Genomic DNA, 15919 nt, shown 5'->3' on the forward strand with positions numbered 1-15919 from the left:
CCCGTGCTAGGCAGTGAGCAGTGCCTCCACCGTGAAGTTCGGGTCCCAGCCGGGGTCCAGGCCGGTCAGTCGCTCGGCGACCCGCTGCCAGGCCGCCGGGTCCGTGCCCAGTCGGGCGCGCACCAGGTCCGCGACGAGCGTGCGGGCCTCGGCGGTCTGGGGCGGGGCGTCCGTGCGGCGGGCCGCGGCGCCCAGGTAGGCGAGCAGGCGCGCGGCCGGGGCGGCCAGGTTCACCAGGTCCGCGCCGTCGAGCAGCCCCGCTGTGAGGAGTCCGTCCAGCTGGGTGGTCGGCGCGCAGTGGTACTGGCCGCCGAGGCCGTGCCGGGCCCGCTCCCGGGTGAGCCGCGCGTTGCCGGGCAGGCCGTCGGGGCCCGGCTCGGGCAGCAGTGCCGCATGCCGCAGTCTCACATCCTCGGGGACGCCGTCGAGGCAAACGATGTCCTGCCAGTACGGGAGTGGTTCCCGGGCGTGGGCGGCTTCGAGGGCGGCCCAGTCCACGGACTCGCCGGGCGGGCGGGACTCGATGAGGTCGCGGGCGTGCGCGGCGTGCCGGGCGCGCCGCAGCTTTTTGACGAGCTTTTCCGGCGCGAGTTCGCGGTCCAGCCGGGCGCGGAGGACGGCGGCGGGGTCGGGGGACGCCAGGGCCTTCGCGCAGACGGTGGTGGCGGAGCGTCCCAGCACGTTGCGCGCCGCGAGCCGCGCCAGCCGGTCGGCGCCGCCGTGCTCGAACAGGCTCAGGCAGCCGCGCAGTTGATGCCCGAGGCCGAGCCGCGTGCCCTCTCTTTGGAGCAGTTCCTCCACGAGGTCGGGTTCGGCGGAGCACAGCCACCGCAGACCGCCGGCCGGCCGCGCGGAATGTCCGGCACGCCAGTCGGCGAGCACCCGGGCGCCCAGGGACGGTCCTCGGGCGTCGGGTCGTGACCTGGTCACGATCCGGTGGACGACGGGCCAGGGATTCCAGTGCCGCAGCAGGGCGAGGTCGACGTCGGGGTCGTCGAGCTCGACCAGCCGCTCCACCGCCCCGCTGCGCTCCATCCAGCGCGACTGGGCGGCGAGGACGCGCAGCGCGTCGGGGTCGCGGTCCGCGAGCAGCCGGTCGAGGACGGCGCGGGGTGTGCGGTCGTGGCGCAGCAGGTACGCGGCGAGCAGCCAGGGGCCGTCGGGGCCGAGCCGGGGCAGTACGGCGTCGACCACCTCGGGGTCGGCGAGGCAGAGCAGGGTGCCCTCCGGCCAGGCCCACAGATGGTCGCCGTGTTCCAGCAGCTCGATGGCCTCGTCGGGGGTGGCCGGCCGGGGCCTGCCGATGCCTGGTCCCGGGCGGGGCGCGGGGCTCGCACCGGATTGCGCGCGCTCCAGCAATTGCGCCCAGGTCAGATCCTCCGAGGCGGCCTGGGACGCCGTCACGGTCGCGGCCAGGCGCAGCCAGGCGTCGGGGTCGGTGCCGAGTTCGGCGCGCAGCCGGCGGGCGAGCGCGGCCCGCCACGCCTCGGCGAACGCCAGCCGACACCAGTCGTGCGGCAGCAGGAGGAGGCGCTGGGCGGGCAGCAGGGACAGCAGTTCGTCGGCCGGCAGGACGCCCTGGACGTAGGCCCGCTCCATGTGCCGCGCGCCGGATCTGTACGTCTCGGGCAGGCGCGCACGCACCTGCGCGAGGCCGGGCGCCTTGTACGCCGCGCCGTCCGGGGAGGCGGGGATGCCGTGGGTGGCGCAGGCGCGGGCGAACCAGTCAGGGGTGGCGAGGCCGGGCGCGGTCGCCGGCTCGTACCCGGCCAGTGCGCGCAGTACCTCGGGGTCCTTCGGCCGGGGCGCGTCGTCCTGGGCGAGGGAGTACAGCAGGTCGAGCGCGGCGAGAGCATGCGTGCGCTCGCGCCGGTGGCGGGGTCTGGGCGTTGGAGCTGCGGGCCCGGGGGATGGAGACGCCGAGGTGCGTGGTGCGGGATCGGCCGCCGGCCGGGGTGCGGCGGTGCGCTCAGCCGTTGGTTCGGCCCGGGCCGGTGTTCCGTGCGCGGCCGGTGGTTCGGGCGCGGTGGACTCGTCCGCGGTCTTCCCCGCCGCGGCGATCAGTTCCGCGACCGTTCCGCCGTGGTCGGGCAGCAGGAGGTCGAGTGCGGCCCAGGCCGGCTGCCGCTCCCCCAGATGTGTCCGCGTCAGTGCCCTCAGCTCGGCGACCGCCGCCGTGCCCAGCAGGCCCCGTTCGGTGAGGCGGGCGAGCGCGGCCAGGGCGCGGGCGGCGGGGCGTGCGGTGCCGATCAGCTCGACCGGGTCGAGGAGGCCCGCCGCCGCCATGCCCTCCGCCCAGACGGCAGCGCTGTCGTCCAGTATTTCCTCGGCCAGGCGCCGCGCGGGCGGGGTGGCGTTCCCCGCGCGACGGCCCGCGGTGCGCCACGGCTCGTTGAGGACGCTCAGCCGGAACGCCTCGCGCTGCGCATCGCTCGCCGCCTCGTGGCGGGCCAACTCCTCGCATGCCGCGGGCAGGAACGGAGTCGAGGCATGCGCCGCGGCGAGGGCGTCGATGTCGTGCACGTACGGCTCGGACAGCAGGTCGCGCAGGGTGCTGGTGCCGCGTGTGGTGGCGAGCAGCGCGGGCAGTCGGGCCGGATCCTCGTACGGCTCGCACCGTGCGCGCAGCCGGCGGGGCCCGTCGCCGTCCGGGGCGGCCAGCGCCTCGGTGACCGTGGCCGCGACCGCCCGGCTGAGCCAGGCGGTCGCGGCGGGGTCGTCGAGCAGGGCGCGTACGGCGTCCGGACCGGTCCGTTCCCAGATCCGCAGCAGGGCGTACTGCTGGGCCACTTGGCGCACGCCCGTCCGCAGCGCCGCCATCACGAGCTGCGGGTCGCCCGAGCCGAGCAGCGGGGCGAGCCGGCTCCGCGGAGTCCTGCCGTGCGGTGCCGTCAGCTCGGCGCGCAGCGCGGGGTCGAGCGGGACGGTGTCGAGCCGGTCCACGATGGTGCGGCGCAGGGACTGTGTGGTGCGCGGGTTGCGGTAGACGGCCGCGGCGACCTCGGCGTCGCCGACCGCGACCAGCCGGGCCAGGACCCGGGTGTCGAGCCGGGGATGGCGGGCCAGGGCCGCCCGGGTGCGGCTGTCACCGTGCTCGACGACGGCGGTCACGAGGGTCGGTGCCGGGTGGGTCCCGCCGGCCAGCAGCTCCGTCGCCACCCGATCGGGCAGGGCGGCGAACGCGGCGGCGGCGTGACGCGGCTCCGCGTGCTGGAGGAGCAGGCCGAGCGTGCGGTGGACGCTGCGGGGCGCGGGCGGCCGGAGCGTGCCGTCGGACTCCGGTGGCGCCGGCGGTGCGGCGAGCAGCTCGGGCAGGCTGCCGGGGTACCCGACGAGTGCGTCGTGCAGGTCCCGCCAGCGGGTCCCGTCCGCACCGAGGTGACGCCCCGTCACCTGCCTGAGCCAGGCGGCCGCCTCCTCGTCCGCTCCCCCGGTGCCGGCGACCTCGGCAGCCACCGAGCGCGCGGGCCGCACCCGCTGGACCACGGTCAGCGCCGCGCCCTTCGGCGGACCCGCGTCCTGCGCCTCCTGACCGGCCCGAGTCATCTCGCGCAGCAGCCGCTCAGTCGCCCCCACCTGCGTCTTCGTCATGGTCGCCATGCTAGGCAGGGCCACTGACAATGCCGTCGGCCGCACGTGACCTCGCCGGCATCCGCATCTCGTCTCGATGCCGACCGTGAGACGGAACCTAGCGGAGGGTGAAGAAGTGCAGGGGTGAGTTCGACTGGAAGCCGATGCGGGGGTAGACGGGGGCGCCGGCGGCCGTGGCGTGCAGGGTGGCGCGGGTGAGTCCGGTGGCGCGGGCGCCTTCGTGGAGGGCCTTGCGGGTCACCGCCTCGCCGTAGCCCCTGCGTTCCCACGCGGGGTCGGTGGCGACGAGCACGACGAACAGCCGGCCGGCCGCCGGGATCGTCCCGGCGCAGGTCACCGGGGTGTCGCCGCGCAGGCCGAGGTAGGCGTGCACCTCTGTCTTCCACAGCGCCGAGCCGTCGAGCCCGTCGCGGCCGTGTTCGAGCGGGAGGCCGTAGGCACGGGAGTTGAGGTCGGCGTAGGCGCGCAGGTGGTCGTCGGTGCGTACGCGGACGAAGGTCAGGTCGGGGTGGACCGGGTCGGGGACGGGGAGCAGATCCCCGGCCATGCCGGTGCCGGAGAAGGCGTGGGTGAGGCCGGCGCGTCCGGCGGCCGCGGTCAGGGTGGCGCGGGCCTCGGTGTCCAGCAGGTCCTCGAAGACCCACAGGAAGCCCGGCTCCCGCTTGGCGCGCATGATCTCCGCCGCCTCGGCCAGCCGCCGCTCGGCGAGCGCCGGGTCCGCCCCCACGTCGGTGAGGGTGACGCAGTTCCAGAAGGCGAACCGGGAGTCGGCCCAGCGCACGGCGATGCCCGGCAGATCGCGTACGTCCGCTTCCGCGTCCCGGTCGAGCACCATGGCCCGCCAGACCATGGCGAGTTGCTCCATCGATTCGACCGACTCCGCGAGATCCTTCATGTGGCGCTCCCTCTTCCCGGCGGCGGTTCGTGCGTCGCCGACGGTTCATCTCTTCCCGGCGGGGCGCCCGGTGATCCGGAGGGCGCCCGAGCGGTCCGGTAAGACGCCGTCGTCGGGACGGGCGCGCCCGCCCGTGCCGGGCGGGTCAGCGGGGCGGGCGCTGGAAGCCGGGCTGGGCGGGCAGGCCGGTCAGGGGGCCGCTGGGGACGACGCGCATCACGGATTCCAGCTCGCGGAGTATGCGGTCGGCTTCGCCCCTCACCTGGGTGGGGATGTCGCCTCGCTCGGCGACGAGGCGGCTGTAGATCGGCGTCTCCTGGAACAAGGGGATCTGCTTTCTCGGGTCGTGGCCGGGTGATGTGACGGCTGGTGCCGGCTGCTGGTTGTCCGTGTGACGGTGATCAGTATCGCCGACGGGGTGCGGCCGTGGTGCGGTCGGCCGGAAGCCGTGGGTATGACAATCGCCTCGTCGCGGTCCGGCCTTGGACACCGCCGAGGGACCCCGACACCATGAGAGCGCTCCCAAACCCCGCTTTTTAAGGGCGTGTTCCATGCAGAGCCGGACCAAGCGCCGTATGTCTCCCGAGGAGTTGAGCGCGCTCCTGCGCGCCTCCACCGGCATGGGGTGCCGCTTGGAACACAGTTGACGGACGGAGGCGGTGGTCTACCGGCGCCTGGCGGGCGTCTCCCCGCTGGAGGGGACCGGCGGGGACGAGGCGGCGGGTCGCCCGCCGGTGCGGCGGGGCTGCGCCGTGAGCTGGGCGCGATCACCGCGCGCCCGCACACCCTCGCCCCGGGGGGCCGCCGGTTCGGGTATCCGGCCGCCCGTCCGCGCTGTCCGCGGGCGACTGGCGGACGGCGTTCACCGCGATGGTGGACGCACTCCTGGACGAGGCGGAGCGGAGACGGTCCCCGCTCGGCCTGCCGGCCGCGGGTCTGCGGGCGCTGGTGGCGGAGGGCGGGTACGCGTTGGACGAGGTCACCGAGCCCCGGCTGGTCCACTTCGACCTGCTGGTCCGCTTCGACCTGCTGGTCCGCTTCGACCTGCTGGCCCACTTCGACCTGCTGGTCCGCTTCGACCTGCTGGTCCGCTTCGACCTGTGGCCGGGCAACATCGTCGTCGACGTCGCTCCCGACGGGTCGTCCGGCCGGATCGCCGGGCCCATCGATCCCGAGCGGGCCTTCCGGGGCGACCCGGCCGCCGAGCTGGTCTCCCTGGCGTTCGGCGGCGACACCGGCCCGGACAGCGACCGCGTCACCGGGTACACCGGGGCCGGCGGCCGCCCGGACTTCACCCCGGCGTCGCGGCACCGCCTCGCCCTGTACCGCCTCTACCCGGCCCTGGTGCTCGTCGTCGCGCGCGGGCCGCGCGGCTTCGGTGCCGACCGGGTGGCCTACGGCCGCGACGCCCTCGCCGACGCCGTGGCCGGGCTGCGGGCACTGGGGTAGGCGCGCGCCCCCTGCGGGAACGTGCGCAAACACACGGCATTCATCCGGGCTGAGGTGGCACCTGCCAGGGATGGACGGGATAGGACGGGCGTTGTGGCGCGCCCGGCGCCACGCCGCGGCGGCGGTCGCCGCGGCGCGCCGGGCGTGCGCGGAGCCGGGACGGGAACGGGATCTGGCGGCGCAGGCGGTCAAGGCGGCGCTGGCCGCGTGGGTGGCGTGGGCGGTGGCGGGCTGGTGGCTGCAGGCGCCGATGGCGTTCGTCGCGCCGTGGGTGGCGATCGTGCTGGTGGAGTCCACGGTGTACCGCTCGGTGACCCACGGGCTGCAGCAGGTGGCGGCCATCGCCACCGGGACGGTCGTGGCCACCGGCGCCGCCCTGCTGCTGGACTCCACGATGGCGGCGATGAGCCTGGTGCTGCCGGCGGCCGTGCTGATGGGCAACTGGAGGCGGCTGGGCAGTCAGGGCGTGTACGCGGCCACCGGCGCCCTGTTCGTGCTGACCAGCCCGCCGGTGACGGTCGCCGCCTCGGCGGCCCGGGTCGCGGAGGCCGTGTTCGGGGCCGTGGTCGGGATCGCGGTCAACGCGCTGATCCGGCCGCCGGTGTATCTGCGCAGCACGCGTGCCGCGCTGGAGGACGCGGCCGGTGAGGCGCGGGACATCCTCGACGCGGTCGCCGACGGCCTGGCCTCGGGCGAGTGGGACGCCCGCGCGGCCGGGGTCCTGCACGAGCGGGCACTGCGGCTGGGCCGTCTGGTGGACCAGGCGCGCGCCGCGGTGGGGTGGAGCCGGGAGAGCCTGCGGGTCAACCCGCGGCGCCACACCGGAGCCGTGTCCGAGCCCGGCCGGGACTACGACGACGCGGTCACCGTCCTCGACTACGTGGCCGTCCACACCGCGGGGGTCACCCGGGCGGTGCTGGAGGCCTGCGACGGGGACCGCGACGAGCCCCGTCCGGGCCCGCACGTCACCGAGCCGTACGCGGCCTTCCTGCACAAGAGCGCGTACGCGATCCGGCTGTACACCACGAGCCGGTTCGCGCCGGGCGACCAGGGCCGGCAGGCCGGCCGGGAGCTGCGCGAGGTGGTCGACGACCTGGTCCGCACCCTGGAGGACCTGCGCAGCCGGCTGCCCCGCGCCGTACCCGATCATCCGGACGCGCTGGCGACCTACGGCACGCTGCTGTCCCAGGCGCGCCGGCTGGCCGACCAGCTGGTGGACCACTGAACGCGGCGTGACCGGCCGGTGGCGCCGCAGACATTCGGGGTACTCGCGCAGGGTCGCAGAAACGAGACGGACGGGAGGTGATCGCCGTGTCGAGTACGCAATCGCATACACAGTCGCACCGCACCGCACCCCACGGGCAGGTGCGCGAGCCCGGCCAGGAGCCGGTGGGCGAGCTGGTCCAGCGTGCGTCGCAGCAGCTGACGGAGCTGGTCCGCGGCGAGATGCGCTTGGCGCAGGCCGAGATGAAGGAGAAGGGCAAGCGCTACGGCAAGGGGGGCGGGCTGTTCGGCGGCGCCGGAGTCGTCGGCTTCCTGATGCTGCAGGCGCTGGTGGCGACGGTGATCGCCGCTCTGGCGGTGCCGTTGCCGGTGTGGGCGGCCGCGCTGATCGTCACCGCGCTGCTGGGTGTGATCGCGGCGGTGATGGCGCTGGCCGGCAAGAAGCAGGTGGACCGGGGGTCCCCGCCCAAGCCCGAACAAGCGATCGAGAACGTGAAGGCCGATGTGGCCGAGATCAAGGGGAGCGCGCATCGATGACCCAGTCGCCGCACGACGAGACGCCCGCGTCGAGCCCGGAGGAACTGCGCGAGCAGGTGGAGCGGACCCGCGCCGAACTCGGGGAGACGGTCGAGGCGCTCGCGGCCAAGGCCGACGTCAAGTCACGGGCCCGGGAGAAGGCCGCGGAGGTGAAGGAACACGCCACGGCGAAGGCGGCCGAGGTGAAGGAACACGCCGCCGCGAAGGCCGCCGAGGTCCGGGAACAGACCACGGCGAAGGCCGGTGACCTCAAGGCGAAGGCCTCCGGCGTGGCCCATCAGGTGCAGGACAAGCTGCCCGAGCCGGTCAGGGACAAGGCTCTGTCCCGGGACAACCGCACCCTGTTGCTGGTGGCCGTGGGCGTGGCGAGCGTGGTGATCTGGCTGGCGGCCAAGCGCCGGAAGGGGTGAACACCCGTGAAGGCATGTGGACCGCGGCGGCGGGAGCGCGCGCGGGCTCTGACCGGCACCTGGCCCGGCTGACCCGCCACGTGACCCGGCCGGTCCGCCACCTGGCCCAGGCGGCCTGTCCGCCTTGACCCGCCGGCCCGTCGGCCCTGGCCTTGCCCCGCCGGCCCATCGGCCCTGGCCTTGATGCGTCGGCCTCGTGGCCGGCTGGAGCGCCGGGCCTCCTCACGATCCGCCGTGACGACCGGCGGTCACTCACCTCGACGGCCCGCCGGGCCGGCCACCTCGTCGGCCCGGCGGGCCGTCGGGTGTCCACGTCCCGTACGGCGCGGTCGTTCTCGGTGCCGCCATCGTCTCGGTACGGTGAGCGCTGCCCGGCGCGCCTACGTCAGGGAAGATCACCATGACGTTCCCGCAGCCGCTCCTGTCCCCCGGCTCCGTTCTGGTGGCGGTCAGCGGGGCCTGGGGAGTGTTCTGGGGCACCTGGTCGGCGCTGCTGCCCGCGGTCCTGCAACGCGCGGGCACCTCGCCCGCCGAGTTCGGTCTCGTCCTCACGGCCGTACCGCTCGGGGCGATGCCCGCGATGGCGGTGGTGGGCCGGCTCGCCGTCGGCCGGGAGCCGCGCGCCCTGCTGCTCACCGCCTTCTCGCTGGCGGCCGGCATCGTGCTGCTGGGCGGGGTCTCGGGTCCGGCCGGTCTGGGGGCGGCGCTGCTCGTGGTCGGCGCCATGAGCGGTGCCCTCGACGTGTGTCTGAACTCCGCGACGGCCCGCGTCGAACGCACCACCGGACGGCCTCTGTTCCAGGCGGTGCACGCCGCGTTCCCCGTCGCGGTGATCGCGGCCGCGCCGCTGACCGGGCTGGCCCGGCAGGCGGGCGTGGGCATCCCGTCGGTCCTGCTGGTGTGCGCCGTCCTGCAAGCCGCTTCCGCCCTGCCGTTGTTGCGGCCCGCGGCCGTCGGTGGACGCGGGGAGGAACGCGAGGGCAGGGGCAAGGGCGGGGCAGGGCCGGCCGCCGGACCGGTCCGGCGGGTGGTGGGTCCGGCGTGGCGCTCCGCCTGGGTGTGGGGATCCGTGCTGGGCGCGCTGGGCGGCTGTGTGCTGGTGGTGGAGAACGCCGTGGAGCAGTGGTCGGTGCTGCTGCTGGAGGAGCACCGCGACGCCCCGGCGGTCCTGGCCAGCGCCGCGCCCGCCGTCTACATGGGCGCGCTCACCGTGTCCCGGCTGGTCGTGCAGCGGATGGCGCCGCCGCCCACCCGTGACCTGGTTCTCCTCGGTGCCGTCGGCGGCTGCGGAGGCATCGCCTGGGCGGCGCTCGCGCCGGCGGCGTGGCTGTCCCTGACCGGGTTCGCCGTGTGCGGTCTGGCCCTGGGGCCGCTCATGCCGGCGCTGCTCGGCCACGCCGGCCGCACCGACCCGAGCGGTTACACGGTCTCCGTGGTGTCCGCCGTGTCCTACGTCGCGTTCCTGGTCAGTCCGCTGCTCGTGGGGTCCCTGACCCGCTGGGTGTCCCTGCCAGTGGCGCTCGCCTGTCTGTCGTCCGCGGCCGTGCCCCTGCTCGCCGCCGCGGCGGCGGCCCGGTGGCGGCCGGCGTGGGCGCGGCCGCGCACGCCGGCGGACCGGTGAGGGGAGGCCGCCCGGCGTCAGGTGCGCAGCCAGACGGCGGTGTCCGCGGGGAGGCGGGTGTCGGGGGTGAGGGGACCGCTGGTGAGGAGGAGGGAGGTGTGGGCAGGGAGGTCGACGGGGGCGGGTGAGAGGTTGACGACGCAGGTCAGGCCGTGGGGGCGGGCGAAGGCGAGGACGTCGTCGGGGGCGGGCAGCCAGGTGAGGGGGCCGTCGCCGAAGCCGGGGGTGGAGCGGCGCAGGGCGATGGCGCGGCGGTAGAGGGTGAGCATCGAGCCGGGGTCCGCAGCCTGGCGGTCGGCGGCGTACGCCGGCCAGCCGGCGGGCTGGGGCAGCCAGGGCTCCCCGTGCGAGCCGAAGCCGCAGTGGGGGTCCGCGGCGGTCCAGGGCAGGGGGACGCGGCAGCCGTCGCGGCCCGGGTCGGTGCCGCCGGAGCGGAAGTGCATGGGGTCCTGGATGCGGTCGAGGGGGATGTCGGCCTCGGGCAAGCCGAGTTCCTCGCCCTGGTAGACGTAGACGGAGCCGGGCAGGGCCAGGGTGAGCAGGGCGGCGGCGCGGGCCCGGCGGGTGCCGAGGGTGAGGTCGGTGGGGGTGCCGAAGGCCTTGGTGGCGAAGTCGAAGGCGGTGTCGGCGCGGCCGTAGCGGGTGACCGTGCGGGTCACGTCGTGGTTGCACAGGACCCAGGTGGCCGGGGCGCCGACGGGGGCGTGTTCGGCCAGGGTGTCGTCGATGGCGCGGCGCAGCCGGCCGGCGTCCCAGGGGCAGGTCAGGAAGGTGAAGTTGAACGCGGTGTGGAGTTCGTCGGGGCGCAGGTAGCGGGCGAAGCGTTCGGCGTCGGGCAGCCACACCTCCCCCACGAAGACGGCCCCGTACTCGTCGGCGACGGCCCGCCAGGAGCGGTAGATGTCGTGGAGTTCGTCCCGGTCGACGAACGGGTGGGGGTCGCGGCCCTCGGTGAAGTCGGGGAGCGCGGGGTCCTTGGCGAGGAGGGCGGCGGAGTCGACGCGTACGCCGGCGACGCCGCGTTCGAACCAGAACCGCAGGATGTCCTCGTGTTCCTGCCGGACGGCGGGGTGGGCCCAGTTGAGGTCGGGTTGTTCGGGGGCGAACAGGTGCAGGTACCACTCGCCGTCGGGGACGCGGGTCCAGGGGGTGCCCGCGAACTGGGACGGCCAGTCGTTGGGCGGCAGTTCGCCGTTCGGCCCGCGTCCGGGGCGGAAGTGGAACAGTTCGCGCTCGGGGCTGCCGGGGCTGGCGGCGAGGGCGGCGCGGAACCAGGGGTGCTGGTCGGAGACGTGGTTGGGGACGATGTCGACGATGGTGCGGATGCCGAGTTGGCGGGCCTCGGCGATGAGTTTCTCGGCTTCGGCGAGGGTGCCGAAGGCGGGGTCGACGGTGCGGTAGTCGGCCACGTCGTAGCCGCCGTCGACGAGCGGGGAGAGGTACCAGGGGGTGAACCAGACGGCGTCCACGCCGAGTTCGGCGAGGTAGGGCAGCCGGGACCGGACGCCCGCCAGGTCCCCGGTGCCGTCGCCGTCGCCGTCCGCGAAGCTGCGCGGGTACACCTGGTAGATGACGGCGTCACGCCACCAGTCGTCGGTGCGGTGCGGGGTGGGGGCTGCCACGTGACGGTCCTTTCGGGGCGGGGCGGGGTGGGTGCGGGGCGGCGGGGCGGGGTCAGCCCTTGAGGCCGCCCGCGGTGAGGCCGCTCATGATGTTCCGCTGGAAGACCAGGAAGATCAGCAGGGTGGGCAGGGAGGCGATGGTGAGGGCGGCGATCAGCACGTTGACGGGGACGCCGTTGGAGAGTGAGTAGATGCCGACGTTGAGGGTCTGCTTGCCCGGGTCGGGCAGGGTGAGCATGGGCCACAGGAAGTCCTTCCAGACGCCCACGACCGCGAAGATGGACACGACGCCGAGGATGGGCCGGGAGACCGGCAGCACGATCGACCACAGGGTGCGCACGGGACCCGCCCCGTCGATCGCGGCGGCGTCCAGGAGTTCCTTGGGGATCGAGTCGAAGAACCGCTTCAGCAGGAAGATGTTGAAGGCGTTGGTGACCGAGGGCAGCCAGATCGCCCAGGGCGTGTTGAGCAGGTTGCGTTCGAAGACGGGCACGTCGAGCACAGTCAGGTACTGCGGTACGACGAGCACCGTGGCCGGGATCATCAGGGTCGCCAGCATCATGCCGAGGACGGCCTTGCCGAGGACCGGGCGGAGCCGGGAGAGCGAGTAGGCGGCGGCGACGTCCAGGACGAGCTGGAAGGCGAGCGCGCCGAACGCGTAGTAGAGGGTGTTGAACAGCAGTCCGGCCAGGTCCATGACCTCCCAGGCCCGGCTGTAGTTGCCCGGCTCGGCCGATCCGGGGACCAGGGTGGGCGGGGTGCGGACGACTTCCTGGGCGTCCTTCAGGCCGCTGGAGACCATCCAGTACAGGGGGCCGAGGAAGACCAGCGTGAAGAGCGCGACGACGAGGGTGAAGGTCACCCAGTAGAGGGCCTTGCCGCGGGGGCGGGCGAGCCGGGCCGGTGAGATCAGGGTGCGGGTGGACATGCGGGGCCTCCGGTCCTACTCGTCCTCGGCGCGGCTGAGCCTGACGTACGCCGCGGAGAAGCCGGCGAGGAGTACGAGCAGCAGCAGGCCGAGGGCCGCCGCGGCGCCGTAGTCGTTGAAGTTGAAGGCGTACTGGTAGATGAGGTACACGACGGTCGTCGTCGATCCCTCGGGGCCGGCGCCGCCGGTCAGCAGGAAGGGTTCGGTGAAGACCTGCATGGTGGCGATGATCTGCATCAGCAGCATCAGGGAGAGCACGAGGCGGGTCTGCGGGATCGTCACGTGCCAGATCTTGCGGAACAGGCCGGCGCCGTCGAGTTCGGCCGCCTCGTACAGCTCGCCGGGGATGCCCTGGAGGGCGGCCAGGTAGATGAGGGCGGCGCCGCCCATGCTCATCCAGGTCGCGGCGATGACGACGGAGAGCATCGAGGTGTCCGGGTCCTGCAGCCACTGCTGCCGCGGGAGCCCGAGGAGGCCGAACAGTTCGTTGAGGAGCCCGTAGCCGGGGTCGTAGAGGTACTTGAACAGCAGGACGGAGGCGACCGGCGGCAGCATCACCGGGAGGTAGACCAGCAGTCTCAGATAGCCCTTGCCGTGCCGGAACTCGTTGATGACGACGGCGACGACGAACGGCACGGCGAAGCCGAGGACCAGGGCGAGCACGGTGAACAGCAGGGTGTTGCGCCAGGCCTGCCAGAACGCCGGGTCGTGGTAGACGGTGGCGAGGTTGTCCAGGCCGGCCCAGGTGGTCCGGCCGTCCTCGGTCTGCTGGAAGGCCAGCAGGAACTCCCGGACCATCGGGTACCAGGAGAAGAACCCGAAGCACAGGACCGCGCCGATGAGGAAGGCGTGGGCGGTGAGGTTGCGCCGTACGCTCCTGGCCAGCCGGCTGCCGCCGCCGGGCGGCACGCGGCCCGGCGCGCGGGGCCGGGAGCGGCGGGGGCGGGGGCGGGTGCGGCGGGGGCGGTCCGTCTCGGTGGAGGCCGGGCTGGGGGCCGACATCGTTCTTCCTCCCGCTCGGGTCACCGCTGGGCGAGGACCTGGTCGACCTGGGACGCGGCGGTGGAGAGCAGCTCGTCGATGTCGGCGTCCTCGTTGGTGAGGAGCGCGGACATCACGTTGTCCAGGACCTTGTAGATCTCCTGGGCCTTGGGCGGTTCGGCCTTGCCGGGGACCGGGTTGTCCAGGAACGGCTTGAAGTTCTCGACCGGCATGGTGGCGTGTTCGGCGCGGGCGGCGTCGTCCTTCGCCTTGGTCTCGTCCAGCCAGAAGTTCGGCTGCGGCACACCGACGGGCAGCCCGTCCGCCTTGGCGCGCGCCCAGTCGAACTGGCCCTTGCCGGGGGTGAGGTTCTTGAAGTTGAGCCAGGCGACGGCGGCCTTGATCTTGTCGGGCGAGATGCCCTTCTTGATCATGTAACTGTTGCCGCCGGCGAGGGTGTTGCGTCCGCCGGGGATGGGCCCCATGCCGAAGTCCTCGTACTCGGCGCCGAGTTGCTGCACCATGTAGGCGATGTCGTCGGGAGCGGCGAGGAACATGCCGAGCTTGTCGGTGGCGATCTGCTTCTGGAGGTCGCCCCACTTCAGCAGCTGGGTCTGGCCCATGCTGTCGTCCTCCCAGCGCATGGCGTGGAGGTTCTCGGCGACCTGCCGGCCCAGCGCGTCGTCGAAGGCCGCCTTGCGGCCGCTCGGGTCGACGATGTCGCCGCCGACGCTGTAGAGGTGCGCGGTGAAGTGCCAGCCGCCGGTGTTGCCCGCGCTGTACTCGCCGAAACCGGCGATGCCGTCGCCGAGTCCGGCGATCTTCCGGGCGGCGGTGCGGACCTCGGCCCAGGTGCGCGGCGGGCTGTCGGGGTCGAGTCCCGCCCGTTCGAAGAGGCCCCGGTTGATCAGCAGGCCCATGGTGTAGTTGCTGGTGGGCAGGCCGTAGAGCTTTCCTTCGTGCTTCAGCGCGGCGAGGACGTCCGGGTCGATGTCCTTCAGCCGCGGCACGGTGTTCTCGTTGACGTACGCGGTGATGTCCTCGGCGCCTTCGTGGTCGAGGACCTGCGGCAGGTCGGTGAAGTAGGTGTAGAAGACGTCGGGCTGGGACCTGGCCTTCAGCATGGCCGTGAAGCGCGGTGGCTCCAGGCACTGGCCGGGGGTGGAGCGGCCCTCGATGGTGACGTTCGGATAGGTCTTGTTGAACTCCGCGACGTCTTCCTTCCACTGCTTCAGCTCGGCGGCCTTCGCGGCGGGCGGCATGCAGTCGATGGTGAGGGTGACCTCGGTCTTCGGGTCGAGCGGGGCGGCCGGGTCGGAGGAGCCGCGCTGCCCGGCCTGTTCCGGGTCGTCGCTGCTGCTGGTGCCGCAGGCGGCCAGTGCGGTGAGGGTGAGGGCGGAGACGAGGGTCAGGACGCCGGCCCTGCGGGCACGGCTCGACCGGGCACTTCTCATGGGTGGCCCCCTTCGGGCGGGAACGAGGAAGGCGCCCCACCGCCGGGCGTTGTGGGGCGCCGCACACTCAACCACCGAGAACTGACTGACGCAATATCTCGCGCGAATTCCGAAAATCTTTGACAGTTGGGTTGCCTCACTCCGCCCGCGCCTGTGCGGTGGAGCCGCGGACGACGAGTTCCGGTTCGAAGAGGAGTTCGCTGTGCGGGACGTCCGTGCCCTGGATCTGGGCGTTGAGCAGCTCGACCGCCGCGCGCCCCATGGCCTCGATGGGCTGGCGGACCGTGGTGAGCGGGGGCTCGGTGCAGGTCATGAAGGCGGAGTCGTCGTAGCCGACCACGGACACGTCCTCGGGGACGCGCAGGCCGCGGCGGCGGGCCGCCCGCACCGCGCCGAGCGCCAGCGGGTCGCTGGCGCACACGATGCCCGTCACGCCCCGCTCCAGCAGCCGGGAGGCGGCGGCTTGGCCGCCCTCCAGCGAGAACATCGACCGCTCCACGAATTCGTCGGCCAGCACGCCGCCCGCGGCTCCCGCGGCCGCGTTCAGCCGCCGCCGCGAGGGGATGTGGTCGGCGGGGCCGAGAACCAGGCCGATCCGCTCGTGCCCCAGGGACACCAGATGGCGCCAGGACTGCTCGACGGCGACCGCGTCGTCGCACGCCACGCACGGGAAGTCGAGGCCGTCCACGGCCGCGTTGATGAGCACGACGGGGATCCCGCGCTGGGCGAGCAGGGCGTAGTGGTCGTGCGGCGCGTCCGCCTGGGCGTACAGGCCGCCCGCGAACACCACCCCGGACACCTGCTGCTGGAGCATCAGCTCGACGTAGTCCGCCTCCGACACGCCGCCCTTGGTCTGGGTGCACAGCACGGGCGTCAGTCCCTGCTGCGCCAGCGCGCCGCCGATGACCTCGGCGAACGCCGGGAAGATGGGGTTCTGCAGCTCCGGCAGGACGAGGCCCACCAGCCGGGCGCGTTCGCCGCGCAGCTGCGTCGGCCGCTCGTAGCCCAGGACGTCCAGCGCGGTCAGCACCGCCTGCCGGGTCGACTCGGACACCCCCGGCTTGCCGTTGAGCACCCGGCTGACCGTGGCCTCGCTGACCCCCACCTTTTTCGCCACTTGAGCAAGTCGTCGCGTCATGAACGCAAGCGTAGCGCAAGCGATGCAAGTGGCTTGCGCTACGCTCGCGAGCGATGCCGCGTCGGTCCC

The 15919-nt window shown here is 73.8% G+C and carries 13 protein-coding genes; 5 read left to right on the top strand and 8 right to left on the bottom strand.

Going from position 1 to position 15919, the window contains the following annotated elements; genetic code table 11:
• Window positions 1-6: 6 nt before the first annotated feature.
• The 3 genes from AB0K92_RS28960 to AB0K92_RS28970 all read right to left on the bottom strand — a co-directional run bounded on the left by AB0K92_RS28960 (window position 7) and on the right by AB0K92_RS28970 (window position 4811).
• The gene (locus AB0K92_RS28960) at window positions 7-3591 is read right to left on the bottom strand and encodes a hypothetical protein (RefSeq protein ID WP_365927694.1); all 3585 of its coding nucleotides are present in this window, start codon (window positions 3589-3591) and stop codon (window positions 7-9) included.
• 97 nt (window positions 3592-3688) lie between these two features.
• Complete coding sequence (locus tag AB0K92_RS28965) at window positions 3689-4486, bottom strand: GNAT family N-acetyltransferase (RefSeq protein WP_365927696.1); 798 nt, start codon at window positions 4484-4486, stop codon at window positions 3689-3691.
• 145 nt (window positions 4487-4631) lie between these two features.
• A complete protein-coding gene (locus tag AB0K92_RS28970) occupies window positions 4632-4811 on the bottom strand; it encodes a hypothetical protein (RefSeq protein ID WP_165995262.1) in 180 nt (59 codons plus the stop codon).
• A gap of 545 nt (window positions 4812-5356) precedes the next feature.
• Here AB0K92_RS28970 and AB0K92_RS28975 point away from each other — a divergent pair.
• The 5 genes from AB0K92_RS28975 to AB0K92_RS28995 all read left to right on the top strand — a co-directional run bounded on the left by AB0K92_RS28975 (window position 5357) and on the right by AB0K92_RS28995 (window position 9727).
• Window positions 5357-5935, top strand: coding sequence for a phosphotransferase (locus AB0K92_RS28975; RefSeq protein WP_365927698.1), 579 nt, complete (start codon window positions 5357-5359; stop codon window positions 5933-5935).
• A 70-nt stretch (window positions 5936-6005) separates the two neighbouring features.
• Window positions 6006-7160, top strand: a complete 1155-nt coding sequence (locus AB0K92_RS28980; protein ID WP_365927700.1) for an aromatic acid exporter family protein — start codon at window positions 6006-6008, stop codon at window positions 7158-7160.
• Between the two features lie 164 nt (window positions 7161-7324).
• Complete coding sequence (locus AB0K92_RS28985) at window positions 7325-7696, top strand: phage holin family protein (RefSeq protein WP_166004516.1); 372 nt, start codon at window positions 7325-7327, stop codon at window positions 7694-7696.
• Complete coding sequence (locus AB0K92_RS28990; RefSeq protein ID WP_365927703.1) at window positions 7693-8106, top strand: DUF3618 domain-containing protein; 414 nt, start codon at window positions 7693-7695, stop codon at window positions 8104-8106. The genes AB0K92_RS28985 and AB0K92_RS28990 overlap by 4 nt, the downstream gene beginning before the upstream one ends.
• Before the next feature lie 400 nt (window positions 8107-8506).
• Window positions 8507-9727, top strand: coding sequence for an MFS transporter (locus AB0K92_RS28995; protein WP_365927705.1), 1221 nt, complete (start codon window positions 8507-8509; stop codon window positions 9725-9727).
• 17 nt (window positions 9728-9744) lie between these two features.
• Here the strand turns inward: AB0K92_RS28995 and AB0K92_RS29000 are convergent, their stop codons facing one another.
• The 5 genes from AB0K92_RS29000 to AB0K92_RS29020 all read right to left on the bottom strand — a co-directional run bounded on the left by AB0K92_RS29000 (window position 9745) and on the right by AB0K92_RS29020 (window position 15850).
• Window positions 9745-11349: a glycoside hydrolase family 13 protein gene (locus AB0K92_RS29000; protein ID WP_365927707.1), complete on the bottom strand. Its 1605-nt coding sequence runs from the start codon at window positions 11347-11349 to the stop codon at window positions 9745-9747.
• Between the two features lie 52 nt (window positions 11350-11401).
• Entirely contained in the window at window positions 11402-12277 is an 876-nt protein-coding gene (locus AB0K92_RS29005; RefSeq protein ID WP_365927709.1) for a carbohydrate ABC transporter permease, read from the bottom strand.
• 15 nt (window positions 12278-12292) lie between these two features.
• A complete protein-coding gene (locus AB0K92_RS29010; RefSeq protein WP_365927711.1) occupies window positions 12293-13279 on the bottom strand; it encodes a sugar ABC transporter permease in 987 nt (328 codons plus the stop codon).
• Window positions 13280-13299: 20 nt separating this feature from the next.
• Window positions 13300-14712 (bottom strand): extracellular solute-binding protein, encoded by a 1413-nt coding sequence (locus AB0K92_RS29015; RefSeq protein WP_365927714.1) that lies wholly within the window; start codon window positions 14710-14712, stop codon window positions 13300-13302.
• Window positions 14713-14848: 136 nt separating this feature from the next.
• Window positions 14849-15850: a LacI family DNA-binding transcriptional regulator gene (locus AB0K92_RS29020; RefSeq protein WP_365927716.1), complete on the bottom strand. Its 1002-nt coding sequence runs from the start codon at window positions 15848-15850 to the stop codon at window positions 14849-14851.
• Window positions 15851-15919: the final 69 nt, after the last annotated feature.

Origin of the sequence: Streptomyces sp. NPDC052687, from assembly GCF_040678395.1 — a bacterium.
GTDB lineage: Bacteria > Actinomycetota > Actinomycetes > Streptomycetales > Streptomycetaceae > Streptomyces.